The sequence below is a fragment of the Pseudomonas syringae group sp. J309-1 genome, assembly GCF_032582135.1.
GTDB classification, from domain to species: Bacteria; Pseudomonadota; Gammaproteobacteria; order Pseudomonadales; family Pseudomonadaceae; genus Aquipseudomonas; species Aquipseudomonas quasicaspiana.
Genome location: NZ_JAWHNU010000012.1, coordinates 34932 through 59253 on the forward strand (window position 1 = coordinate 34932; position 24322 = coordinate 59253).

General features: G+C 56.9%; 22 protein-coding genes. 11 read left to right on the top strand and 11 right to left on the bottom strand.

What is annotated here, in order from left to right; all coding sequences use genetic code 11:
- Positions 1-78: 78 nt before the first annotated feature.
- The 8 genes from rseP to rpsB all read right to left on the bottom strand — a co-directional run bounded on the left by rseP (position 79) and on the right by rpsB (position 7571).
- Positions 79-1431, bottom strand: a complete 1353-nt coding sequence (gene rseP / locus RX972_RS09440) for a sigma E protease regulator RseP (protein WP_316874564.1) — start codon at positions 1429-1431, stop codon at positions 79-81.
- A 60-nt stretch (positions 1432-1491) separates the two neighbouring features.
- Positions 1492-2682: a 1-deoxy-D-xylulose-5-phosphate reductoisomerase gene (ispC, locus tag RX972_RS09445; RefSeq protein ID WP_099269918.1), complete on the bottom strand. Its 1191-nt coding sequence runs from the start codon at positions 2680-2682 to the stop codon at positions 1492-1494.
- A complete protein-coding gene (locus RX972_RS09450) occupies positions 2679-3494 on the bottom strand; it encodes a phosphatidate cytidylyltransferase (RefSeq protein WP_263270920.1) in 816 nt (271 codons plus the stop codon). The genes ispC and RX972_RS09450 overlap by 4 nt, the downstream gene beginning before the upstream one ends.
- Positions 3494-4249, bottom strand: coding sequence for a polyprenyl diphosphate synthase (gene uppS, locus RX972_RS09455; protein WP_027898808.1), 756 nt, complete (start codon positions 4247-4249; stop codon positions 3494-3496). The genes RX972_RS09450 and uppS overlap by 1 nt, the downstream gene beginning before the upstream one ends.
- Positions 4250-4265: 16 nt before the next feature.
- Positions 4266-4823, bottom strand: a complete 558-nt coding sequence (gene frr / locus RX972_RS09460; RefSeq protein ID WP_027898809.1) for a ribosome recycling factor — start codon at positions 4821-4823, stop codon at positions 4266-4268.
- Positions 4820-5563 carry a UMP kinase gene (pyrH, locus tag RX972_RS09465; RefSeq protein WP_027898810.1) on the bottom strand — a complete coding sequence of 248 codons (744 nt, stop codon included), beginning with the start codon at positions 5561-5563 and terminating at the stop codon, positions 4820-4822. Before pyrH ends, frr begins: the two co-directional genes overlap by 4 nt.
- A gap of 207 nt (positions 5564-5770) precedes the next feature.
- Entirely contained in the window at positions 5771-6640 is an 870-nt protein-coding gene (gene tsf / locus RX972_RS09470; protein ID WP_027898811.1) for a translation elongation factor Ts, read from the bottom strand.
- A gap of 190 nt (positions 6641-6830) precedes the next feature.
- A complete protein-coding gene (gene rpsB / locus RX972_RS09475) occupies positions 6831-7571 on the bottom strand; it encodes a 30S ribosomal protein S2 (RefSeq protein ID WP_027898812.1) in 741 nt (246 codons plus the stop codon).
- Between the two features lie 1293 nt (positions 7572-8864).
- On the opposite strand from rpsB, the gene map reads away from it, so the two are divergent.
- The 8 genes from map to RX972_RS09515 all read left to right on the top strand — a co-directional run bounded on the left by map (position 8865) and on the right by RX972_RS09515 (position 18211).
- Positions 8865-9647 carry a type I methionyl aminopeptidase gene (map, locus tag RX972_RS09480; protein ID WP_099267693.1) on the top strand — a complete coding sequence of 261 codons (783 nt, stop codon included), beginning with the start codon at positions 8865-8867 and terminating at the stop codon, positions 9645-9647.
- A gap of 41 nt (positions 9648-9688) precedes the next feature.
- Positions 9689-12385: a [protein-PII] uridylyltransferase gene (locus tag RX972_RS09485; protein WP_231677718.1), complete on the top strand. Its 2697-nt coding sequence runs from the start codon at positions 9689-9691 to the stop codon at positions 12383-12385.
- Between the two features lie 76 nt (positions 12386-12461).
- A complete protein-coding gene (gene dapC / locus RX972_RS09490; protein WP_316874662.1) occupies positions 12462-13655 on the top strand; it encodes a succinyldiaminopimelate transaminase in 1194 nt (397 codons plus the stop codon).
- A 301-nt stretch (positions 13656-13956) separates the two neighbouring features.
- Positions 13957-14868, top strand: a complete 912-nt coding sequence (locus RX972_RS09495) for a hypothetical protein (RefSeq protein WP_231677719.1) — start codon at positions 13957-13959, stop codon at positions 14866-14868.
- A 257-nt stretch (positions 14869-15125) separates the two neighbouring features.
- Positions 15126-15467, top strand: a complete 342-nt coding sequence (locus RX972_RS09500; protein ID WP_027900581.1) for an ArsC family reductase — start codon at positions 15126-15128, stop codon at positions 15465-15467.
- A gap of 36 nt (positions 15468-15503) precedes the next feature.
- Entirely contained in the window at positions 15504-16538 is a 1035-nt protein-coding gene (gene dapD / locus RX972_RS09505) for a 2,3,4,5-tetrahydropyridine-2,6-dicarboxylate N-succinyltransferase (protein WP_122397370.1), read from the top strand.
- Between the two features lie 57 nt (positions 16539-16595).
- Complete coding sequence (locus tag RX972_RS09510) at positions 16596-17801, top strand: aminotransferase class V-fold PLP-dependent enzyme (protein WP_263270911.1); 1206 nt, start codon at positions 16596-16598, stop codon at positions 17799-17801.
- A complete protein-coding gene (locus RX972_RS09515) occupies positions 17798-18211 on the top strand; it encodes a SufE family protein (protein ID WP_263270909.1) in 414 nt (137 codons plus the stop codon). The genes RX972_RS09510 and RX972_RS09515 overlap by 4 nt, the downstream gene beginning before the upstream one ends.
- Here the strand turns inward: RX972_RS09515 and tcdA are convergent.
- Positions 18187-19032: a tRNA cyclic N6-threonylcarbamoyladenosine(37) synthase TcdA gene (tcdA, locus tag RX972_RS09520; RefSeq protein ID WP_027900577.1), complete on the bottom strand. Its 846-nt coding sequence runs from the start codon at positions 19030-19032 to the stop codon at positions 18187-18189. The genes RX972_RS09515 and tcdA overlap by 25 nt on opposite strands.
- Positions 19033-19548: 516 nt before the next feature.
- Here tcdA and dapE point away from each other — a divergent pair.
- From dapE to RX972_RS09535, 3 genes are all read left to right on the top strand, one after another.
- On the top strand, positions 19549-20700 hold the full coding sequence (gene dapE / locus RX972_RS09525) for a succinyl-diaminopimelate desuccinylase (protein WP_231677722.1): 1152 nt from the start codon (positions 19549-19551) through the stop codon (positions 20698-20700).
- Entirely contained in the window at positions 20700-21509 is an 810-nt protein-coding gene (locus tag RX972_RS09530) for a putative RNA methyltransferase (RefSeq protein ID WP_316874573.1), read from the top strand. Before dapE ends, RX972_RS09530 begins: the two co-directional genes overlap by 1 nt.
- Before the next feature lie 77 nt (positions 21510-21586).
- Positions 21587-21964, top strand: a complete 378-nt coding sequence (locus RX972_RS09535) for a hypothetical protein (protein WP_099267685.1) — start codon at positions 21587-21589, stop codon at positions 21962-21964.
- A 394-nt stretch (positions 21965-22358) separates the two neighbouring features.
- On the opposite strand, the gene RX972_RS09540 is transcribed toward RX972_RS09535, so the two are convergent.
- Together RX972_RS09540 and RX972_RS09545 are read right to left on the bottom strand one after the other, a co-directional pair.
- Positions 22359-22907: a C39 family peptidase gene (locus RX972_RS09540; RefSeq protein ID WP_049826977.1), complete on the bottom strand. Its 549-nt coding sequence runs from the start codon at positions 22905-22907 to the stop codon at positions 22359-22361.
- An 89-nt stretch (positions 22908-22996) separates the two neighbouring features.
- The gene (locus RX972_RS09545) at positions 22997-24250 is read right to left on the bottom strand and encodes a transporter (protein ID WP_316874577.1); all 1254 of its coding nucleotides are present in this window, start codon (positions 24248-24250) and stop codon (positions 22997-22999) included.
- Positions 24251-24322 lie beyond the last annotated feature (72 nt).

Consider the following 24322-nt stretch of genomic DNA (forward strand, 5'->3'; position numbering starts at 1 on the left):
AAGTCCTTTCTTATTCCAACTGGCAATAAACAAACTGCCGCAAAATGCGGCAGATTCGCAACTCAGCAAAGCTAAGCTTTACAGTCGACCCAGATCGTTGACCAGTGCGAGCAACATAACGCCCACCACCAGACTGATACCAATCTGAATCCCCCAACCTTGAACCCTTTCTGAAAGGGGGCGACCACGTGCCCACTCAATCAGATAGAACAACAGATGCCCCCCGTCCAGCACTGGAATAGGCAGTAAATTCAGGACTCCCAGGCTTATGCTCAGATAAGCGAGGAAATTCAGGAAATCACCTATGCCCGACTGGGCCGAAGCGCCCGCCACTTTAGCAATGGTTATCGGTCCACTCAAGTTTTTTACCGAGAGCTCGCCGAACAACATTTTCCTGAGTGAATCGAGCGTCAATACGCTCATAGTCCACGTACGGCTGGCGCCCACGGCCACAGCGGCCAGTGGACCATAACTGACTTCGCGCAGCATCTCCGGAGGCCAGTCGATACCTTTGACGCCAGCCCCCAGATAACCGCTCGAAGCCTCGCCTTCACCACGCGCCGCGAGTGTCAGCGGCACATCAAGTTGCGCACCTTCACGCTCAACACGCAGGGAAATTTTCGCATCAGGGCGCTCGCGCACCCAATCAACCACTTGCTGCCACTCTTCTACCGGACGACCATCCAGAGCAACGAGCCTGTCACCGGTTTTCAGCCCAGCTGCCTGTGCAGGACCTTTCGGATCCAGCTCGGCCAGCACCGGAGGCAACGCCGGACGCCATGGGCGAATACCCAACGACTTGATCGGGTCCGGCTCTTCTGCCCCTTTCAACCAGTTATCCAGTGCCAGGCTGTGAGCGGTATCGACCGTCGCGCCAGGCTCGCGCACCTTGAGGGCGACCGTACCGCTTTCACCCAGCCGACGCACCATCTGCAGATTCACGGCTGACCAGCCTGCAGTAGCTTCGCCATCGACAGAAACAATTTCCTGACCGGCACTCAGCCCTGCCTGTTGCGCAATACTGCCAGCCTCGATTGCACCGATAACCGGGCGTACTTGCTGGGTGCCCAGCATGGCCAGGATCCAGAAAAAAACAATTGCCAGAAGAAAGTTCGCAATCGGGCCAGCGCTGACGATGGCAATGCGCTGATAAACCGACTTGCGATTGAACGACTGATCAGCCAGCTCGGGAGGGACGTCACCTTCACGCTCATCGAGCATTTTTACGTAGCCACCCAACGGGATGGCTGCGATTACGAATTCGGTGCCCTGCCGATCATGCCAGCGAACAAGTGGTGTGCCGAAGCCGACCGAAAAGCGTAAAACCTTGACGCCACAACGCCGTGCGACCCAGAAGTGGCCGTATTCGTGAAAGGTAACCAGCACACCCAGCGCAACCAGGGTGCCGACAATCATATAGAGCGCGCTCATCAACTTTCTCCGGGTACCGTCTGGGTCAAGCCCCGAGCCAGTACCGTCTAGCGTCTGCGATTAACGCCCGTTGCGACTGAGCCATTGCTCGGCCAGAACGCGCGCTTTTGAATCCGCACTGAATACAGCTTCCAGATCAGGAAGCGGCACAACGGGTTCAAGATTCAAAACATCGTCGATCATACCCGCGATTTCCGGATAACGGATGCGCCGATCGAGAAATGCAGCTACAGCTACTTCGTTTACTGCGTTCAGCGTGGCCGGGGCGCTGTTGCCAGCCTCGGCAGCTTGCCGCGCCAGACGCAGACACGGGAAGCGCTGTTCGTCAGGTGCCTGAAAGTCCAGACGTGCGATGCTGAACAGGTCCAGAGGTGCCACACCTGAATCAATACGCTGCGGCCAGGCCAGCGCATGAGCAATCGGCGTACGCATGTCCGGATTGCCCAATTGGGCAAGCACCGACCCATCCACATAGTCGACCATCGAATGAATGACGCTCTGCGGATGAATCACCACTTCAATCTGATCCGGCCGTGCATCGAATAGCCAGCAAGCCTCAATAAGCTCGAGACCTTTGTTGATCATGCTGGCAGAGTCCACTGAAATCTTGCGCCCCATCGACCAGTTGGGATGAGCGCAGGCTTGCTCAGGAGATACATCGTTCAATTCGCTCAACGGTGTCTCGCGAAACGGCCCGCCCGATGCAGTCAGCAAAATGCGTCGCACACCAACCGGCGCCAGCCCGCGCGCGTAATCAAGCGGCAGACACTGGAAAATCGCATTGTGTTCGCTATCGATAGGCAGCAGAACCGCGCCACTTTGACGAACCGCCTGCATGAACAGCGCGCCAGACATGACCAGCGCTTCCTTGTTCGCCAGCAGAATTTTCTTGCCGGCCTCGACAGCCGCCAAGGTAGGCCGCAGTCCAGCAGCTCCGACAATCGCGGCCAGCACGGTATCAACCTGCGGGTGGGCGGCAACGTCACAAAGCCCCCTCTCCCCCACCAGCACTCGAGTATCAAGACCTGCTGCGGCCAGATCGTCCTGCAATTTGCGCGCAGACTCCTGGGTCGGCAGCACAGCAAAGCGCGGCGTGTGCTTGATGCACAGTGCCAGCAACTCGCTCTGCCGGGTAAAGCCAGTCAACGCAAATACCTGATAGAGATCAGGATGACGAGCAATAACGTCCAGCGTACTCAAACCGACCGAGCCGGTAGCGCCTAAAACGGTAACCTGTTGAGGACGACTCACAGCACGCCCCAATCAGCAGCCCACAGCAGCACTGCAAAAACCGGAATAGCAGCCGTCAGACTGTCGATACGATCAAGCACTCCGCCATGGCCAGGCAGCAGATTGCTGCTGTCCTTGATACCGGACTGGCGCTTGAACATGCTTTCAGTCAGATCACCCACCACAGAAATGAACACGACAATCGCGGCACCCAGCAAGCCAAACACGAACTGTGAAGCGGACCAGTCGCGAACAACACCGACAACAACAGTGATCAGCAAGCAGGTCAGCAAACCACCGTACACTCCCTCCCAGCTTTTACCCGGGCTGACTTTCGGCGCCAGCTTGCGCTTGCCAAAAGCCTTGCCAGAGAAATAGGCACCTATATCCGCCCCCCAGACCAGCACCATGACCGACAGAATCAACCAGTTACCCAGCGGCCATTGCTTGATCAGTACCAACCCCTGCCATGCAGGCAGCAGGATCACCAGACCGATAGCCAGCTTGCAGATCGCACTGGACCAGTGCCGACTGGATTCCGGGTAGGTCAGTACCAGCCAGGTTGCCAGCACCCACCAGATAACCGCAGCTATCAGAATCCAGGGAGCAAGCCCCGGCATGAGATAGAGAAGAAACGATAGCGCCGCCACGGCAGCGGCATAAGCGATGCGCGCCGACTGAGCGGGGAAACCGGCGAGACGCGCCCATTCCCAGGCACCAAGGGTTACCACTACGCCGATGAACAGGGCGAAGCTGGCCCCGGAAAGCAGGAAAAATCCGCAAAGCGCAATCGGCAGCAGAATAAGTGCAGTGATAATCCGTTGTTTCAGCATTAAACCCGGGCTCCAGCTTCGATCTGCTCGCTCGTTTTACCGAAGCGACGCTGACGCGAAGCGAAATCGGCCAGCGCAGCGCGCATGGCATCGTGTTTGAAGTCCGGCCAGAACAGGTCGGAGAAGTACAGCTCGGCATACGCAAGCTGCCAAAGCAGGAAGTTACTGATGCGGTGTTCGCCACCTGTACGAATACACAAATCCGGCAACGGCAAATCACCGGTCGCCAGACAGGTTTGCAGCAATTCAGGCGTAATGTCATCCGGACGCAGATGCCCTGCCTGCACTTCGCGCGCGAGTCGCTGTGCAGCCTGGGCAATGTCCCACTGACCACCATAGTTGGCGGCGATCTGCAGGACAAACCGATCATTGCCGGCAGTGCGGTTTTCAGCTTCTCGCATGGCCGCCTGAAGCTCGGGGTGAAAACGGGATCGATCACCAATGATGCGCAAACTGATCTCGTTTTCGTTCAGGCGCTTGGTTTCACGGCGCAAGGCCGTGAAGAAAAGCTCCATCAACGCCCCGACTTCTTCGGCTGGCCGCTGCCAGTTTTCACTGGAAAACGCAAAAAGCGTGAGCACCTCGACCTTGGCCTCAGCACACACCTCAATGACCGCGCGAACCGCATCCACACCCGCTTTGTGCCCGGCAACACCGGGCAACAGGCGCTTCTTCGCCCAGCGATTATTACCATCCATGATGATCGCGACATGACGCGGCACCGATGACGGCGCGGTCGATTTTGTCTTTTCCATGAAAGCGCCCCGAACCTTATACGGCCATCAGGTCTGCTTCTTTTGCCTTGGTGGCCGAATCGATATCAGCCTCTGCCTTGTCGGTCAGTTTCTGGATATCTGCAGCGGCACGACGTTCTTCGTCTTCGCTGATTTCCTTGTCCTTGACCAGCTTCTTCAGGTCACCCAACGCATCACGGCGAATATTACGCACCGCGACACGAGCGTCCTCAGCAGCGCTACGTGCCTGCTTGGTGAAGCCCTTGCGGGTCTCTTCGGTCAACGCCGGCATGGAGATCAGCAGCAGCTCACCGAGGTTGGTCGGATTAAGGTTCAATCCAGCGCTCTGGATTGCCTTGTCGACAGCCGCCAGCATGTTGCGCTCAAAGGCAACAACCTGAAGGGTGCGGGAGTCTTTGACAGTCACGTTGGCAACGCCACTCAAAGGGGTGTCAGCGCCGTAGTAAGGCACCATCACACTGCCCAGAATGCTTGGGTGAGCCTTGCCGGTACGAATCTGGCCAAATGCGTGGCTCAAGGATTCCAGGGATTTCTGCATGCGCTCTTGAGCGTCTTTCTTGATTTCGTTGATCATTGTGCGCCTTCCTCGATCAGGGTTCCTTCAGCGCCGCCATGTACGATGTTCAGCAGGGCGCCGGGCTTGTTCATATTAAAAACACGGAGTGGCATCTTGTGATCGCGGCACAGACAGATTGCCGTCAGATCCATCACGCCCAGCTTGCGATCCAGGACTTCATCGTAAGTCAGATGATCGAACTTCTCTGCATGCGGGTCTTTGAATGGGTCTGCGGTGTACACACCATCCACTTTCGTTGCCTTGAGGACAACGTCAGCGTCGATTTCGATGGCCCGCAAGCAAGCAGCCGAATCGGTGGTGAAGAACGGATTGCCAGTACCTGCCGCGAAAATCACGACTTCTTTTGAACTCAGGTGACGCATGGCTTTGCGCCGATCGTAATGATCGGTCACACCAACCATCGAAATGGCAGACATCACGATGGCAGAAATGTTGGCGCGCTCCAGCGCATCACGCATTGCCAGGGCATTCATCACAGTGGCCAGCATGCCCATGTGATCGCCCGTGACACGGTCCATTCCAGCAGCACTGAGTGCGGCACCACGGAACAGGTTGCCACCGCCGATAACCAGTCCGACCTGGACGCCTATGCCAACCAGCTGGCCGACTTCAAGCGCCATGCGATCCAGTACTTTTGGATCGATTCCGAACTCTTCGGAGCCCATCAGGGCCTCGCCGCTAAGCTTGAGTAGAATGCGTTTATAGCGAGCCTGATAACCACTGCCCTGCTGAGCCATTGCGAATCTCTCCTGCGGCGTTTTCTGAAAAAAATCTGTGCGGGCACTTTAAGCCTGCGCTAACTCTAGCTTGACGCTGCGACAGCGTCAGAAGAATGCAGCCTTGTAAGCCACTTCTCCAAGGAAAACAAACACCTTTTCCTTTTTGACAAAGAGGCTGCGCGCGTAAGCGGGCAGCCTCTTGGGTACGACAGTCAGTGAACCGTCTTACTTCTTGCTTGCAGCTACTTGCGCAGCGACTTCTTCAGCGAAGTTGTCGACTGGCTTGTCGATGCCTTCGCCCACTTTGAAGTAGGTGAAGGAAACGATTTCAGCACCGGCTTTCTTGGCCAGCTCGCCAACCTTGACTTCCGGGTTCTTGACGAAAGCCTGCTCAACAAGGCTGGCTTCAGCCAGGAACTTGGTGATACGACCGGCAACCATTTTCTCAACGATTTCGGCTGGCTTGCCTTTGATCTTGTCTTCGTTCAGTTGCAGGAAGACGCCCTTCTCGCGCTCGATCGCTTCGGCAGAAACTTCCGAAGGCAGCAGGAACTCAGGGTTGCTGGCCGCTACGTGCATAGCGATGTCTTTGGCCAGTTCAGCGTCGCCGCCTTTCAGGACAACGACAACACCAATCTTGTTGCCGTGCAGGTAAGCGTTGACCACGTCACCTTCGATGCTCGCCAGACGACGGATGTTCACGTTCTCGCCAACTTTGGCAACCAGAGCAGTACGCTCGACTTCCTGCGCTTCGATCAGCGGAGCTGCGTCGGTCAGTTTGTCAGCGAACGCTTTTTCCAGGCTGCTGGTGACGAAGTTCTTGAAGTCGTCTTGCAGGGCCAGGAAGTCGGTCTGGGAGTTGACTTCGATGATGGTAGCGCGCTTGCCATCTTCAGCAACCTTGACAGCGATAGCACCTTCAGCAGCGACGTTGCCTGCTTTCTTGGCAGCCTTGATAGCGCCCGAAGCACGCATGTCATCAATGGCTTTTTCGATGTCGCCGCCAGCCTTGGTCAAGGCCTTTTTGCAATCCATCATGCCTTCGCCGGTGCGCTCGCGCAGTTCTTTAACCAACGCTGCAGTAATCTCTGCCATTTCAAAATCCTCTTGGACAGGTCTTTAACCATTCCACCCGCCTGAACGGGCATTCAAATTCTTGAAACCCATGCTGGCATGCCGCACATGACAAGAAAGTCATGACAACGCCAACACATGGTTCTCGAGGTGGCAAAAAGGGGGCCAAGCCCCCTTTTTGCGTACTGAGTAAACGCTAGGCGTTAATTACTCAGCCTTCAACTGCAGCTGCTGGAGCTTCTTCGACGAAAACGTCGGTGCCGCCAGCAACGTTGTTGCGACCGCGGATTACAGCATCAGCCATCGAACCCATGTACAGCTGGATAGCGCGGATTGCGTCATCGTTGCCTGGGATGATGTAGTCAACGCCTTCCGGGCTGCTGTTGGTATCGACTACGCCGATAACCGGGATGCCCAGCTTGTTGGCTTCGGTGATCGCGATGCGCTCGTGATCAACGTCGATAACGAACAGTGCGTCTGGCAGACCGCCCATGTCCTTGATACCACCCAGGCTACGATCCAGCTTTTCCAGATCGCGAGTGCGCATCAGCGCCTCTTTCTTGGTCAGCTTGGCGAAAGTACCGTCTTCAGCCTGGATTTCAAGGTCACGCAGACGCTTGATGGACTGACGGATGGTTTTGAAGTTGGTCAGCATGCCGCCCAACCAGCGGTGATCGACGTACGGCGAACCGCAACGTGCTGCTTCTTCAGCAACGATCTTGCCAGCGGAACGCTTGGTGCCGACGAACAGAATCTTGTTTTTGCCCGAAGCCAGTTTCTCAACGAAAGACAGAGCTTCGTTGAACATAGGCAGGGTTTTTTCAAGGTTGATAATGTGAATCTTGTTACGCGCGCCGAAAATGTATTTACCCATTTTCGGGTTCCAGTAACGGGTCTGGTGACCGAAGTGCACACCGGCCTTCAGCATATCGCGCATGTTGACTTGGGACATGATAGTTCCTTGATAAGTCGGGTTAGGCCTCCACGTATCCCAATGACCAACCAGCGGCTTCTAGCCGAGGGCACCCAGGTCATCGTGTCGACACGTGTGTGGGTTAGTGCTTGCGGGGCTTACCCCGGAAAGCGGCGCATTTTATACCATAGAAGTCTGGATAACGGAACTCGAATTACGTGCAGACTGCACGGCGCTTTACTGCCCCACTCATTAGCCCTGTGTGAGCACGAATAATGCGGAGGCGATTTTTTGCGTACATATCCGTTACCGCGGTCACGACTGCTATAGGTTGCGCTTTTACAGCGCCTCACTTTTGAAAGCGCAAAAGTAAGCAAAACGCTCATGCCCCACCACTCGGCACCTCGCTGTCGCTCGGTGTACCCGCCCACAGATCCTGAACCGTGGGCCGCCGCAATGGGCCATCCATGGCCCGGGGCGGATAACCCGGCATCCTTGCCGGGTTGCCCACGGTTCAGAATCTGCGTTCGGCCAGCGTGGTTTAACGGGGCGCCCAAGATCAAAATCAAGAGCGCGGCGGCCTGACAGCCGACCTGGTTGTGTGAGCTTCCCGATCTCCTGTAGGAGCTGCCGAAGGCTGCGAAGCGGTGTGTCAGACAACGAATGCGTTGACCTTGCTGGCGTCTCGCGAACAAGTTCGCTCCTACCCAGACTGTGTGAAAACTACTGCAGGCTGGGCACCTTCGGTGCTACGCGCACAATACTGCGTTAAAAACAGGCGAAAAATGCTCATTTAGAACACTAGAGTCGGACGCGACCCCGGCCGTTTTTCGCCTGTTTTTGCCTTGTCTTGCCGTCGCTCGCTACGTTTTCACACAGTCTGTACCGGTCCGAGACGATCCCGCTGCTTTCGCTCTGCTTTTGATCTGCTCTGCTTTTGATTTTGATCTTAGGCGCCCCGTTAAACCACACCGGCCGGAATTCGACATTGGTGCGTGGGGCAAACCGGCAGGGATGCCGGTTTAGCCGCCTCAGGCCATGGATGGCCGGTGGCGGCGGCCCCACGCAGCAATGTCGGATTACGGGCATGCCGAGCGACAGCGAGGCACCAAGTGGTGGGGCATGAGCGTTTTGCTTACTTTTGCGCTGTTCAAAAGTGAGGCGCCGTAAGGGCGCAACCAATTTCAGCCGTTACCGCCATAACGGATATACACACAAAACTAAAAGCCCCAGCACCCTATATAAGGAAGCAACAATCCCCCACCTGCGACGGTCTGCTAGAATCGCCGTTTTCCGTATTAGCCGCGCCCCCTGTGCGCCGAGAGAGTTCGTATGACCGTCACCATCAAAACCCCCGAAGACATCGAAAAAATGCGCATTGCCGGTCGTCTGGCTGCCGATGTCCTGGAAATGATCGGTGCTTACGTCAAGCCTGGCGTCACCACTGAAGAGCTGGACCGCATCTGCCACGATTACATCGTCAACGAGCAGAAAGCTATACCGGCTCCGCTGAATTACAAAGGCTTCCCCAAGTCGATCTGCACCTCGATCAACCACGTTGTGTGCCATGGCATCCCGAATGAAAAGCCATTGAAAAATGGCGACGTTCTGAACATCGACGTCACCGTTATCAAAGACGGCTACCACGGCGATACCAGCAAGATGTTTCACGTAGGCAAAGTCCCCGAGTGGGCCGAGCGCCTGTCGAAAATCACTCAGGAATGCCTGTATAAAGGCATCGAAGTTGTCCGCCCTGGCGCAACATTGGGTGATATCGGCGAAGTCATCCAGAAACACGCTGAAAAGAGCGGCTTCTCCGTAGTTCGCGAATATTGCGGCCACGGCATTGGCAAGGTGTTCCATGAAGAGCCGCAAGTCGTGCATTACGGCAAGGCTGGAGAAGGCATGGCATTGGTAGAAGGCATGACCTTCACCATCGAGCCAATGATCAATCAGGGCCGTGCCGAAACCCGCCTGCTGGGTGACGGCTGGACTGCGATCACCAAGGACCGCAAGCTGTCAGCACAGTGGGAGCACACCATTCTGGTGACCGCTGAGGGCTATGAAATTTTTACCCTGCGCAGCGACGACACCATCGCCCGCACATCAGCCTGATCACAACGCTCGCTTGATCTAGATAAAAGGAAAGCAGTTCCATGCCGCAGGTGGATCCCGATTTGTTCGACCGTGGTCAGTTCCAGGCCGAACTGGCGTTGAAGGCGAGTCCGATTGCCGCGTTCAAGAAAGCCATCCGCAACGCGCGGGAGGTGCTCGATGCGCGCTTCAAGGCTGGCCGTGATATTCGACGCCTGATCGAAGATCGCGCCTGGTTTGTGGACAACATCCTGCAACAGGCATGGGACCATTTCGACTGGAGCGAGGAAGCCGATATCGCTCTACTGGCCGTCGGCGGTTATGGCCGTGGTGAATTGCATCCTTATTCGGACATCGATCTGCTGATCTTGCTGGACAGTGCTGACCACGAAGTTTTCCGCGAGCCCATTGAGCGCTTTCTTACGTTGCTTTGGGACATCGGCCTTGAAGTAGGCCAAAGCGTGCGCTCGGTGGATGAATGCGCAACTGAGGGTCGTGCCGACCTGACGGTGATCACTAACCTGATGGAAAGCCGCACTATCGCCGGACCTGAACGCCTGCGCCAGCGCATGCTGGAAGTCACCAGCCCGAAACAGATGTGGCCCAGCAAAGAGTTTTTCCTGGCCAAGCGTGCCGAGCAGAAAACCCGGCATCACAAGTACAACGACACCGAATACAACCTTGAGCCTAACGTTAAAGGCTCGCCCGGTGGCCTGCGCGATATCCAGACCATTCTATGGGTCGCCCGCCGCCAGTACGGCACGTTGAATCTCCACGCACTGGCGGGCGAAGGCTTTTTGCTGGAAAGCGAAAACAACCTGCTGGCCTCCTCACAGGACTTCCTCTGGAAAGTGCGTTACGCGCTGCACATGCTGGCTGGCCGCTCTGAAGATCGCCTGCTGTTCGACCATCAGAGCAGCATCGCCAATCTGCTGGGTTATCAGGACAATGACGCCAAGCTGGCCATCGAACGCTTCATGCAGAAGTACTACCGGGTGGTGATGAGCATCGCGCAACTCAGTGATCTGATCATCCAGCATTTCGAAGAGGTCATCCTGACCGACGACGAAGGCGCGATCACTCAACCGCTCAATTCACGCTTCCAGGTGCACGACGGTTATATCGAGGCGACCCACGCCAACGTCTTCAAACGTACGCCGTTTGCCATGATCGAGATTTTTGTGCTGATGGCCCAGCACCCGGAAATCAAAGGTGTGCGCGCCGACACCATTCGGCTGCTGCGCGAACACCGGCACTTGATCAACGACGATTTCCGTAACGATATTCGCAACACCAGCCTGTTCATCGAACTATTCAAGTGTGAGCTGGGCATTCATCGCAACCTGCGCCGAATGAACCGTTACGGGATTCTCGGGCTTTATTTGCCGGAGTTTGGCCATATCGTCGGGCAGATGCAGCATGACCTGTTCCACATCTATACGGTTGATGCGCACACGCTGAATCTGATCAAACACCTGCGCAAGCTTCAATACACGCAGGTGTCGGAGAAATTCCCGCTGGCCAGCAAGGTCATGGGCAGGTTGCCGAAGCCGGAGTTGATCTACCTCGCCGGTCTTTATCACGATATCGGCAAGGGCCGCGGTGGCGACCACTCGGAACTCGGTGCCGTTGATGCTGAGGCCTTTGGCATTCGTCATCAGTTGCCGACATGGGATACGCGCCTCATCGTCTGGCTGGTCAGCCATCACCTGGTGATGTCCACGACAGCTCAGCGCAAGGACTTGTCCGATCCGCAGGTGATCCACGATTTCGCCCAGTTCGTGGGGGATGAAATCCACCTGGACTATCTCTACGTGCTGACCGTTGCCGACATTAATGCCACCAACCCGACGCTGTGGAACTCATGGCGGGCAAGCCTGTTGCGCCAGCTGTACACCGAAACCAAGCGCGCCCTCAAGCGCGGCCTGGAAAACCCGGTGGATCGCGAAGAACAGATACGCCGCACACAAACTGCTGCGCTGGACATCCTGGTTCGCAACGGCACCGATCCGGACGATGTCGAGCAGCTCTGGTCACAACTGGGCGACGATTACTTCCTGCGCCACACCGCTGGCGACGTGGCCTGGCACAGCGATGCGATATTGCAGCAGCCTTCAGATGGCGGCTCACTGGTCCTGATCAAGGAAACCACCCAGCGCGAGTTTGAAGGCGGTACCCAGATATTCATTTATGCCCCGGACCAGCATGACTTCTTTGCAGTGACCGTGGCGGCGATGGACCAGTTGAACCTGAACATTCATGACGCCCGAGTCATCACCTCAAGTAGCAAGTTCACGCTCGACACCTACATCGTGCTGGACAACGACGGCGGTTCCATCGGTAATAACCCCGAGCGTATCAAGCAGATTCGCGAAGGCCTGACCGAAGCATTGCGCAACCCTGACGACTACCCGACGATCATCAAACGTCGCGTACCGCGCCAGCTCAAGCATTTCGCCTTTGCGCCTCAGGTAACGATCCACAACGATGCCCAGCGTCCGGTGACCATTCTGGAGCTGTCAGCACCGGATCGCCCCGGCCTGCTGGCGCGGATCGGCAAGATATTTCTGGAGTTCGACCTGTCGCTGCAAAACGCCAAGATCGCCACGCTGGGCGAACGAGTGGAAGACGTGTTCTTCATCACCGATGCCAACAACCAGCCGTTGTCCGATCCGCAGCTATGCAGTCAGCTGCAGGACGCCATCGTCGAGCAACTGAACGTCAATCACGAGCCCGGCGAATTGCGCATCAGCATCTGAGTCAAAATGACGCTGTTCAATGAATCGACTTATGGCGCTCAGCCACTTGAGCGCCCTGCTTCTGGAAGCCAGCCCCATGAATAACGCGATGCAACTGCTCCAGCCCTACCCTTTCGAAAAGCTTCGTGCCCTGCTCGGCAGCGTGACGCCAAACCCCGACAAGCGCCCGGTTGCGCTGTCCATCGGCGAACCCAAGCATCGCTCGCCGGACTTCGTCGCCAAAGCCATGACCGACAACCTGGACCAGATGGCCGTCTACCCAACGACGCTGGGCATCCCGGCGTTGCGCGAAGCCATTACCGGCTGGTGCGAGCGGCGCTTTGGCGTGCCGAGTGGCTGGCTGGACCCGGCGCGTAACGTGTTGCCAGTCAATGGCACCCGCGAAGCACTGTTTGCCTTCACCCAGACCGTGGTCAACCGTGGCGACGACGCGCTGGTTATCAGCCCGAACCCGTTCTATCAAATCTACGAAGGCGCAGCGTTTCTGGCAGGTGCAAAGCCGCACTACTTGCCGTGCCTGGCTGAGAACGGCTTCAACCCTGACTTTGACGCAGTGTCGGCCGATACCTGGAAGCGCTGTCAGATTCTATTCCTGTGCTCTCCGGGCAACCCGACCGGCGCGCTGATCCCGGTAGAAACCCTGAAGAAGCTGATCGCACTGGCAGACGAACACGACTTCGTGATCGCCGCCGACGAGTGCTACAGCGAGCTGTACTTCGACGAACAAACCCCGCCTGCCGGCCTGCTCAGCGCCTGCGTGGAGCAGGGTCGCCAGGATTTTAAACGTTGCGTGGTTTTCCACAGCCTGTCCAAGCGTTCCAACCTGCCGGGCCTGCGTTCCGGTTTCGTGGCAGGCGACGCAGATATCCTCAAAGCGTTCCTGCTCTATCGCACCTACCACGGCTGCGCGATGCCGGTACAAACCCAGTTGGCCAGCATTGCGGCCTGGAATGATGAAGAACACGTGCGCGCCAACCGTGATCTATATCGCGAGAAATTTGATGCAGTGCTGGAGATTCTTGCACCAGTGATGGATGTGCAGCGTCCCGACGGTGGCTTCTACCTGTGGCCAAGCGTTGGCGGCGACGACGCAGAATTCTGCCGCGATCTGTTCGTTGATCAACATGTGACCGTGGTGCCGGGCTCCTATCTGTCCCGCGAAGTGGACGGTTTCAACCCGGGTGCTGGACGCGTGCGCCTGGCACTGGTTGCGCCGCTGGCCGAATGCATTGAAGCGGCAGAACGAATTCGCGACTTTATCAACAAGTGATGCGTATTCCCCACGGCATGCAATGTGCCGTGGGGTGCTGATAACACAAACACTGTGCCCCCTCCCCTCAGTAGGAGCTGCCGAAGGCTGCGAAGCATTTCTCCTGAAACACCGCGATCGCAGCCTTCGGCAGCTCCTACAGGTCCTATGTTTGCTGCGAGACAGGCCGGTGTCAGGGACAGGACGGCTACAGATATCCTGTCCTGCTGGCAGACCCGATGGTTTAAGGGCTCCAGAGGACCCCCTTCAGAAATCTGTATCAAAGCCGATACAAGCTGACACTCACGTCATGGATGAACATATGAGCCTTGTATCGACGCTCTCCAACAGTGGCACTGCCGCCTATAACGGTGTCAATGCAGCGACTAGCCCAACCAGGATCGCTACCGCATCAACGACTGCCCTCCAAGAGGAAGCACCGAGCGTCGATAAGGCGACCTTTTCCAGCGCAGCGCTCGAACTCAGTCAGAAAACCTCCTCAGCCTCAAAACTGTATCCAACTCGTCCCGGCATGAGTGCCAATGCTTTGTTGATGGCAGTTGCCAACCCTGGTCTTGAATCAAGCTCCAAGGGCCTGTCTTTCGCTGATGTCGCCACTGACGCCCGTGCTCGCATGGACGACAAGTACGCACAGATGAAAGCCAGCGGCACCCCCTATAACCGTCACGACAAGGAAGCGGCTGACACCAACTCGTTGCTGGGCGATCTTGACCGCAGGTCTCTGTACGCGGTGAGCAAGAATGAAGGCGGCCTGTTTACCAAAGCGGAGCAGGAGGAAGCATCGGATGCGATGAACCGTCAGTTTGGCCTGGCGATGGGCCTGTACAGTGGCTTGACGTCGCTGGAAAACGACTTTGTCGATCCATACAAAGGTGACGATCTCACGCGCTTCAAGGTGGGCCTGAAGTTCTTGAACCAGGTCAGCAGCGAAGAAAAAAGCTCTGCAACCTGGATGCGCATGCACCAGGGGCTGGAGGAGAGCATCGCGAGTCTGGAAAACCCGGAGAAGCCCAAAGTTCAGAAAACCCTGTTCGACATCATTGCCGAAATGAACTCGGAAAAAGTCGAAGAAGACGAGGAAGACCCATTCACCGGCAAAAAAACCAGCTCGACGGGCGGGACAGCTCAGCCGGTTGTCGCTTTAAATGTACCTGACGCCACAAGTGCACCGAGCACGGCAGCCACCTCTGAGAAGACGGCTAGCCAGGGTTAATCTACTTTGCCACGCGCGGTTTGGCCTCATTGAGACCCGACTGCGCCATTCCGTCGTGGCACCCATCGAAGTGCCATATTGGCGGCTTAAACTATCGCGTCACCTTCAGCCAACGGCAGGACACAGGCAAAAAAGTCGTGCCTGGGGACATAAACACGTCGGCAGGACACGCCCAGCCCGCGTGTCCATGGCATAATCCGTGACCGTTTTTCAACCGTCTCAAAGGGGGCAAGCTCGTGGCTGATGAAATCAACAAGTTGCACCTGTATGGGATCAAAGCGTGCGACACGATGAAAAAGGCCCGCACGTGGCTCGATGAAAAGCCGGTGAGCTACGATTTTCACGACTACAAAACCCAAGGTATTGACCGCGAACATCTGACCCGGTGGTGCAACGAGCACGGCTGGCAGACAGTGTTGAACCGCGCAGGCACCACCTTTCGCAAGCTGGACGAGGCGCAGAAAGCCGACCTCGATCAGGATAAAGCGATTGAACTGATGCTCGCTCAACCGTCGATGATCAAGCGCCCGGTGCTCGATCTCGGCGACAGAACCCTGATTGGCTTTAAACCAGACCTGTATGCAGCGGCTATCGCCTGACTGAGATAGCCCTTTAAATTAGTAAGAGGTATTTGCATGTCCACTTCCCTGTTCAGCCTGGCCTTCGGTGTCGGCACTCAAAACCGTCAAGGCGCATGGCTGGAAGTTTTCTACGCCCAGCCGCTGATCAACCCGTCCGCTGAATTGATCGCAGCTGTAACGCCAGTACTGGGTTATACCGGTGGCAACCAGGCCATTACCTTCAACACCGATCAGGCGTCGAAGCTGGCTGAGGCTCTCAAGTCCGTTGACGCCGGTCAGGCTGCATTGCTGACCCGTCTGGCCGAGAGCCACAAGCCATTGGTCGCGACCCTGCTCGCTGAAGATGCTGCTCTGACGTCCACCCCTGAGGCTTACCTCAAGCTGCATCTGCTGTCCCATCGTCTGGTCAAGCCACATGGCCTGAGTCTGGCCGGGATTTTCCCGTTGCTGCCAAACGTCGCCTGGACCAGCCAGGGTGCCATCGACCTGAACGAACTGGCCCCGCGCCAGCTGGAAGCACGCCTCAAGGGCGAGCTGCTGGAAGTGTTCTCCGTCGACAAATTCCCGAAAATGACCGATTACGTCGTACCGACCGGCGTGCGTATCGCTGACAGCGCGCGTATTCGTCTGGGCGCTTACATCGGCGAAGGCACTACCGTGATGCACGAAGGTTTCGTCAACTTCAACGCAGGCACCGAAGGCCCGGGCATGATCGAAGGTCGTGTTTCGGCTGGCGTCTTCGTCGGCAAAGGCTCTGACCTGGGCGGCGGTTGCTCCACCATGGGTACCTTGTCCGGTGGCGGCAACATCGTCATTAAAGTAGGCGAAGGCTGCCTGATCGGTGCCAACGCAGGTATCGGCATTCCATTGGGCGACCGCAACACCGTGGAGTCGGGTCTGTACGTGACCGCTGGCACCAAGGTTGCGCTGCTCGATGACCAGAACAAGCTGGTCAAAATCGTTAAAGCCCGTGATCTGGCTGGTCAACCTGACCTGCTGTTCCGTCGCAACTCCGAAACCGGCGCTGTGGAATGCAAAACCCACAAGTCGGCCATCGAGCTGAACGAAGCGCTGCACGCTCACAACTGATCGATGCTGCATCAGGTCCGATCCCATGATCGGGCCTGACTCACCGAGTCAAAGCAAATGCCCCTCTTTTCCCCTTGGCGCGCTGACTTTCCAGCCATCGACGCCCTGCAACGGCAAGGCCAGACCTATCTGGACAACGCCGCGACCACCCAGAAACCTCAAGCCCTGCTCGACGCCCTTAATCATTACTACGCCAATGGCGCAGCCAATGTGCATCGCGCCCAGCATCTGCCGGGTGCGCATGCGACTCAGGCGTTCGAGGATAGCCGCAGCAAAGTTGCCCATTGGCTCAATGCCAGTGAGACAGGTCAGATTATTTTTACCCATGGTGCTACTTCTGCCTTGAACATGCTGGCCTACGGCCTGGAGCATGAGTTCGTCGCGGGCGATGAAATCGCCATCAGCGCACTGGAACATCACGCCAACCTGTTGCCTTGGCAGCAACTGGCTCAACGCCGCGATCTGAAGCTGGTCATTCTGCCGCTCAATGAGCAAGGGCTGATCGACCTGAGCGCCGCTGCGCAACTGATCGGTGACCGCACCCGCCTGCTTGCTGTGAGCCAATTGTCCAACGTGCTGGGCGCCTGGCAGCCACTGCCGGAATTACTCGCACAGGCCAAGGCCCACGGCGCACTGACTGTTGTCGATGGCGCTCAAGGTGTCGTCCATGGTCGACATGACGTGCAAGCGCTGGGCTGCGACTTCTACGTGTTTTCCAGCCACAAGCTATACGGCCCGGAAGGCGTCGGCATTCTGTATGGCCGCAATGACGTGCTGCCGCGCCTGCAACACTGGCAGTTCGGCGGCGAGATGGTCCTGACCACTGATTACGACCATGCGAAATTCCGCCCGGCACCGCTGGGTTTCGAAGCCGGGACGCCACCGATTGCCGGTGTGATCGGCCTTGGCGCAACGCTGGATTATTTGCAGAGCCTTGATCACCGCGCAGTGCTGGAGCATGAAGCAGCGCTGCACGCGATGCTGCTTGAAGGCTTGCGTCAGCGGGATGGTGTGCGGGTGCTGGGCGAGCCGCAACTGGCGTTGGTCAGCTTTACAGTGGAAGGCGTGCACAACGCCGACCTCGCGCATCTGCTGACAGAACAGGGCATCGCCGTGCGTGCGGGTCATCACTGCGCTATGCCGCTGCTGAAAAGCCTTGGCCTGTCGGGGGCAATTCGGGTTTCCCTGGCGCTCTACAACGACTCAAGCGACTTGCAACACTTCTTCAACGCGCTGGATCAGGCGCTGGAGTTATTACGATGAACCTGCCCGTCGACGCACAAACCGCACTGGACACCTTTGCTCAACCTCAAGGCTGGGAGCAACGTGCGCGATTGCTTATGCAATGGGGCGAGCGATTGCCTGCACTGAACGACGAAGAAAAGTCAGACGAAAACCTGGTCCACGGTTGTGAGAGCAAGGTCTGGCTGCTGGGTTATATGACGGACAGTCACTGGCAGTTTCGCGCGGCCAGCGATGCGCGGATGATTCGTGGTCTGGTGGCGCTATTGCTGGCTCGGGTCAACGGCTTGTCGGCAACAGAGCTCCAGCACGTGGATTTGCCTGACTGGTTCAACCAGCTCGGCCTGAGCCGTCAACTCTCCCCTTCACGCAGCAACGGCCTGAATGCCGTGCTGCAAAGGATGCGTCAGCTGACGGAAGCGGCGGGCTGAGACGGCGGTACCGACACCGGCTTGGCACGCTCCGATGGACGACGTACACCAGCAACAATTTTGTCTACTGCCTTGGTGGCCGCGACCATGCCGAAGGTCGCTGTCACCATCATCACCGCGCCAAAACCACCGGCGCAATCCAGCTTGACCCCATCCCCGACAAAACTCTTCTGCAGGCAAATGCTGCCATCCGGCTTCGGATAGCGCAGTTGCTCAGTGGAGAACACGCACGGCACGCTGTAATGACGATTCATGGTCCGCGAGAAGCCATAATCGCGGCGCAGGGTCGAGCGTACTTTTGAAGCCAGTGGATCGTTGAAGGTACGGTTCAAATCGCAGACCTGAATCAGCGTCGGATCAATCTGCCCACCCGCACCGCCGGTGGTGATGATCTGGATCTTGCGACGCTTGCACCAGGCAATCAGCGCTGCCTTGGCGTTGACCGCGTCGATGCAGTCCAGCACGCAATCCAGATCCGGTGTGATGTACTCGGCCATGGTGTCGCGAGTGACGAAATCAGCCACCGCGTGTACAACGCAATCCGGATTGATCGCCCTCAGACGCTCAGCCATCACTTCAACTTTGGGGCGACCCACGGTGCTGTCCAGCGCATGCAACTGACGATTGCTGTTGCTGACGCAGACGTCATCCAGATCAAACAGGGAAATCTCACCCACCCCAGAACGCGCCATGGCTTCAGCCGCCCAGGAACCGACACCGCCGATACCGACCACAGCAACATGGGCGGCACGCAGCCGCTCCAGACCTTCGATGCCGTACAAACGGGCGATACCTGCAAAACGCGGATCTTCTGAACTCATGACCAATACCCCAAAAACCGGCGCGCATTATAGGGCTTTGGCTGGGTTAGGGCATCCTGAAGGTGGGGTGATTGGTCAGAAAATGTACTGAGGTGGGGCTGACGCGGTTATTCACGCATACCGCCTCGCGAACAAGTTCGCTCCTACCAGGGCGACGCGGAGGCCCAGACTGTTCGGTTTTAAAGGTAGGAGCCAACTTGTTGGCGAGAGGGGCTGACGCGGTTATTCACGCATGCCGCCTCGCGAACAAGTTCGCTCCTGCCACGGCGACGCGGAGGCCCAGACTGTTCGGTTTTAAAGGTAGGAGCCAACTTGTTGGCGAAAGGGGCTTACGCGATTTGAAGCACGCTCACGATACCGGCCCGATGCCACCCCTTTCACTGGAGAAAATAAGCGCCCTTATCCATAAACGGAGGCTCCCCCTTCCCGTTTTGCTTTAAGATAAGCGCCTTTTTCGCGCCCTTATATGATCCGTGCGTCACCGGACCATCCGCGCTATCAACCGGAGTTTTGTACATGACGGCCCCAGCCGACCTTTCGCCTACGCTGCAACTTGCCTGCGACCTGATAAGTCGTCCTTCGGTCACGCCCATTGATGCCGATTGTCAGGCCGTGATGATGGCGCGCCTCGGGAACGCAGGCTTCAAGCTGGAGCCGATGCGAATCGAGGACGTGGATAATTTCTGGGCCAGCCATGGCAACAACGAAGGGCCGGTATTGTGCTTTGCCGGTCATACCGACGTGGTCCCGACCGGCCCGGTTCAAGCCTGGCAAAACGATCCATTCGATGCGCTGATCGATGCAGACGGCATGCTGTGCGGACGTGGCGCAGCCGACATGAAAGGCAGTCTGGCCGCAATGGTCGTGGCCGCCGAGCGTTTCGTCGCTGATCACCCTGACCACAAAGGCAAAGTCACTTTCCTGATTACCAGTGACGAAGAGGGTCCGGCGCATCATGGCACCAAGGCCGTGGTTGAGCGGTTGCGTGAGCGCAACGAGCGGCTGGACTGGTGCATCGTTGGCGAACCGTCGAGCACCACGCTGGTGGGCGATGTGGTCAAGAATGGCCGTCGCGGCTCCCTAGGCGCGACGCTGACCGTACGCGGTAAACAGGGCCATGTGGCCTATCCACATCTGGCTCGCAACCCGATTCATCTGGCGGCTCCGGCTCTGGCAGAACTCGCCGCCGAGCATTGGGACGAAGGCAATGATTTCTTCCCGCCGACCAGCTTCCAGATCTCCAATCTGAACTCCGGCACTGGCGCAACCAACGTGATACCGGGGGATCTGGTAGCGGTGTTCAACTTCCGCTTCTCTACCGAATCCACCGTCGAAGGTCTGCAGCAGCGGGTGTCGACCATCCTCGACAAGCATGGTCTGGACTGGCATGTGGACTGGGCACTGTCCGGTCTGCCGTTCCTCACCGAGCCAGGTGATTTGCTCGATGCGGTCTCGGCGAGCATCAAGGCCGTCACTGGCCGCGAGACCAAAGCGTCCACCAGCGGCGGCACCTCTGACGGGCGTTTCATCGCCACCTTGGGTACGCAGGTTGTAGAGCTGGGTCCGGTCAACGCGACGATTCACCAGGTCAACGAGCGCATTCTGGCCAGCGATCTCGATGTCTTGACCGAGATCTACTACCAGACTCTGGTCAAGTTGCTCGCTTGATGCTGACCTGCCCGATCTGCTCTGCCCCGCTGACTGCGGTGGACAATGGTGTGGCCTGCCCGGCCAACCACCGTTTCGACCGCGCGCGTCAGGGGTATCTGAACCTGTTGCCGGTGCAGCACAAGAAAAGCCGCGACCCTGGTGACAATCAGGCCATGGTCGAGGCGCGCCGGGATTTCCTCAATGCCGGGCATTACGCGCCGGTAGCCAAGCGCCTGGCAGAACTGGCCGCTGAACGTGCCCCCGCGCACTGGCTGGACATCGGTTGTGGTGAGGGTTACTACACCGCGCAAATAGCCGAAGCCCTGCCGGACGCCGATGGCTATGCACTGGACATCTCCCGAGAAGCGGTCAAACGCGCCTGTCGTCGCAATCCGAAATTGACCTGGTTGATTGCCAGCATGGCTCGCGTGCCACTGCCGGACGCCAGCTGCCAGTTTCTGGCTAGCGTGTTCAGCCCGCTGGACTGGAACGAAGCCAAGCGCCTGCTGACGCCGGGCGGCGGTTTGATGCGGGTCGGCCCGACCAGCGAGCATTTGATGGAACTGCGCGAGCGACTCTATGACGAAGTGCGGGACTATGCCGATGACAAACATCTGGCTCTGGTGCCGGAAGGCATGTCGCTGGCTCATAGCGAAACCCTGCGTTTCAAGCTGAGCCTGGTTGACGGTCAGGCCCGCGCCAATCTGCTGGCCATGACGCCCCACGGCTGGCGAGCCAGCGCGGAACGTCGTGCAGATGTGATTGAGCAGGCCGCACCTTTCGAGGTCACCGTTTCCATGCGCTACGATTATTTCGTATTGCAATAACAACCAACGAAGATGCTCGGTACCGGGCATCCGACTGAATCCGCGAATGGATTTTTTCACTTTCTCACGAGGCATCCATGCGCCAACCCGATATCGAGATTTACCTGAAGGACACTGACGTTGATCACAAGGCCATCGCCGAGTGGCTCAGTGTTGCGGTCGGCCCTTGCACCGACTGGGTACAGAAAGGCCAGACCTGGAAATGCAAGGCAGGAAACGTACCGGTGACCTGGCTGCCAAAAGCAGTAGGCAAATGGAACAGCCTGCATCTGGACAGTGACAACACGCCATGGGAAGACGACATCGCCTGCGCCCGCGCTGCGTTCGCTACCCTGAACGTAGAAGTACGCTGCGCACCCGGCACCTGGGTCGAAGAAGAAAGCGACGAAACCGCCGACCGCTGGATACGTATCAGCGCCGATGGCGAGGAAGAGATTACCTGGAAGACGGCGTAACGCTCGAACATCTCTCCTGTGGGAAACCTCCGGTGTCCATGGCACCACGCTGTATCGCGCAAACAGAGGATCTGTAGGAGTGCACGAGCAACGCGAGGCCGCGATAGCGGTGTATCAGACAGGGCGCAATCGCTGCCTCGCGTTGCTCGTGAGCTCCTACAGAAAAGCATTCCAAATCAGATAGTTGTAGTTTGATAGGAGCGCACCTGCTGGTGAGGCATTGGTACAGCCAACTGATGAATGTCGCCGGATAGCCCCTTCGCCAACAAGTTGGCTCCTACAGATACTATGTTTGCCGCGAGACGGCTCGGTGCCACGGACACGGAGGCCGCGCCTTTAAAACAAGGATCCGCTCTAGCATCTGCACAACCGGATCCTTGGTCTGGGCCAAACTTCAGTTGATTGGAATTCGCTGCATATCTCTGACCACGTCTCGCTCGGGAGCTACGTGCCCACCGTTAGGAAGGGAAAGCCCGTGCAGGCCCGGAAGACCGAACCCTTCCCTACCAAGCACTAACGCTTCACCTTTCCACTCTTGAAACAACTCGTAAGCGGGAACCCGCACATGCCCACGAGACGGATCGGCTAAAAAAGCCCGACCTTGCTTGATACCCTTGAGCACCACAAAGTGATTGGACTTCTCGCGACGTAACAGGATGATCACGGGTCCTTTCAATGCCAACGCAGCGCCCATTGAAAGGACTACACCCTCAGCCACGTATCCCAATCGCTCGGCAGACTGCTTAAGGTCAAGCATCGAAAAACCAACTTTTTGCTTTTCCTTGAGCTCATCCTCAGACAATCGAAAAACAATGTCCGCCAGGACCTCTCGCTCTTGCCATTTATCGTCGAAATAGTTTTTTAAAAGAAATGCCAACGCCGCCGCTCCGCATGAATAATCGAGGGTTTGCCGAGCAAGCCCATCCATCTGTAGATAACTCATGGATCGCAATCGAGGACCTTCGCTGGCACATAGCGCACAGGACGCAAGCTGAGCCACAAAAAATACCACCCACCACTTTGCGCCTTGCATCAGTTGAATTGCCGTTTGACGTTCAGCGCAAGCAAGGGTTGCCCAGCGTCCTGGTTAATCCCAAACGTGATCTGAGGTGAGATAACCCAACGATCGAAAGCTCTGTATGAAGCATTGAAGGAAAGCTCAACTGGGTCGACATCCGAACCCAAAATCTTTTCGCGATTCACCATCATATTCTCCCGATGGGCATAGGACAGCCTGCTCCCCAGTGACAGCTTTTCGTTCAAGCCAAAACCGATGCCAAAATAACTACCGAGTAAAGCACCAGGCTTCACGCGGTAACCATCGATCGTTTCTGAAAAGTAATACCGATAGCTAATACCTCCAAACAAAATAGCCGGATCCACATTACGTGCGAAGGCCAGACCGGGCGCGACACTCCAGTGACCGCTGCCGTTATCCAAAGGATCCTTCCAGTCGTGAAACTGATCCCTGTACCTTTTCTTACCGGTTGGGGCCGAACCATCGACGGTTAAAGAAAACGCGGGTAAATTCGCTGTTTCAGCAGTCAATTGATACTGAAGACCGAATCCAAGATCTGATACATCCCACGCCTCGGCATCACGGACATACTTGTTCGAAGACACGTCCTCAACATGGGTATAGGTGACCGGTACACTGACGTACCCCTCGATGCCCGCCATCAAGCCGGCGCGAAGGCTACTTCTTACTTCAAACATCCGGGCCGAACGCGTTGATTTCTGAAAACGATCGACGCTGTACAAAGAGTGCTTATCCCGAAATTGCTTATAGGACATACCCACGTCCAACTCATACTGCCCTGGTGCCAAGAGAACGGTTGAGCCTGTCAAAAAGTCCAAGGGAGTCTCATCGATCTTCTGTTGACCGTACTGTTGTGGTTTCATCGATTTGTTAAGTGTCTGACTGCCGTTGCCGCCATCAAACTTCTTAACCAAGCCCACCACATTGGAAAACTCTATATCAACACGCTCTAGATTTTCGGACATCAGGATGCCCTGCCTGGCTTCGTTCTCCTCTAATAGCCCGGTTGCCCTGTCTCCATTCACAAACACCACCTCGTATTCAGCCTCAGTCATCAGTGAGGTTATGTCCTCTGACTGAAATTTTAAGGGCGGACCGTACGAGGACTTGAACACGACAATACCCTGCCCAAACGAAATCATTTCGCCAGATAACAGATCACCATTTTTTAAACGAATCGTATCCGCCTGAACGCCATGTATCGAAGCTAACATCACGATTAAAAATATAAACCACTGCTTAAACATCAAACCACCTGCAGACAACCAGAATAAAAACCTCAGACTGTTAAGTCTGAGGTCGGTAGTGGATCACCAACG

Bases quoted from the DNA above. Each gene is read 5' to 3' on its own strand.
- rpsB (WP_027898812.1), bottom strand. From the start codon at position 7,571: ATGTCCCAAGTCAACATGCGCGATATGCTGAAGGCCGGTGTGCACTTC.
- tcdA (WP_027900577.1), bottom strand. From the start codon at position 19,032: ATGAGTTCAGAAGATCCGCGTTTTGCAGGTATCGCCCGTTTGTACGGC.
- tsf (WP_027898811.1), bottom strand. From the start codon at position 6,640: ATGGCAGAGATTACTGCAGCGTTGGTTAAAGAACTGCGCGAGCGCACC.
- RX972_RS09485 (WP_231677718.1), top strand. From the start codon at position 9,689: ATGCCGCAGGTGGATCCCGATTTGTTCGACCGTGGTCAGTTCCAGGCC.
- RX972_RS09530 (WP_316874573.1), top strand. From the start codon at position 20,700: ATGCTGACCTGCCCGATCTGCTCTGCCCCGCTGACTGCGGTGGACAAT.
- RX972_RS09535 (WP_099267685.1), top strand. From the start codon at position 21,587: ATGCGCCAACCCGATATCGAGATTTACCTGAAGGACACTGACGTTGAT.
- RX972_RS09495 (WP_231677719.1), top strand. From the start codon at position 13,957: ATGAGCCTTGTATCGACGCTCTCCAACAGTGGCACTGCCGCCTATAAC.
- RX972_RS09510 (WP_263270911.1), top strand. From the start codon at position 16,596: ATGCCCCTCTTTTCCCCTTGGCGCGCTGACTTTCCAGCCATCGACGCC.
- rseP (WP_316874564.1), bottom strand. From the start codon at position 1,431: ATGAGCGCGCTCTATATGATTGTCGGCACCCTGGTTGCGCTGGGTGTG.
- frr (WP_027898809.1), bottom strand. From the start codon at position 4,823: ATGATCAACGAAATCAAGAAAGACGCTCAAGAGCGCATGCAGAAATCC.
- pyrH (WP_027898810.1), bottom strand. From the start codon at position 5,563: ATGGCTCAGCAGGGCAGTGGTTATCAGGCTCGCTATAAACGCATTCTA.
- RX972_RS09450 (WP_263270920.1), bottom strand. From the start codon at position 3,494: ATGCTGAAACAACGGATTATCACTGCACTTATTCTGCTGCCGATTGCG.
- uppS (WP_027898808.1), bottom strand. From the start codon at position 4,249: ATGGAAAAGACAAAATCGACCGCGCCGTCATCGGTGCCGCGTCATGTC.
- RX972_RS09545 (WP_316874577.1), bottom strand. From the start codon at position 24,250: ATGTTTAAGCAGTGGTTTATATTTTTAATCGTGATGTTAGCTTCGATA.
- dapD (WP_122397370.1), top strand. From the start codon at position 15,504: ATGTCCACTTCCCTGTTCAGCCTGGCCTTCGGTGTCGGCACTCAAAAC.
- dapE (WP_231677722.1), top strand. From the start codon at position 19,549: ATGACGGCCCCAGCCGACCTTTCGCCTACGCTGCAACTTGCCTGCGAC.
- map (WP_099267693.1), top strand. From the start codon at position 8,865: ATGACCGTCACCATCAAAACCCCCGAAGACATCGAAAAAATGCGCATT.
- dapC (WP_316874662.1), top strand. From the start codon at position 12,462: ATGAATAACGCGATGCAACTGCTCCAGCCCTACCCTTTCGAAAAGCTT.
- RX972_RS09540 (WP_049826977.1), bottom strand. From the start codon at position 22,907: ATGAGTTATCTACAGATGGATGGGCTTGCTCGGCAAACCCTCGATTAT.
- RX972_RS09515 (WP_263270909.1), top strand. From the start codon at position 17,798: ATGAACCTGCCCGTCGACGCACAAACCGCACTGGACACCTTTGCTCAA.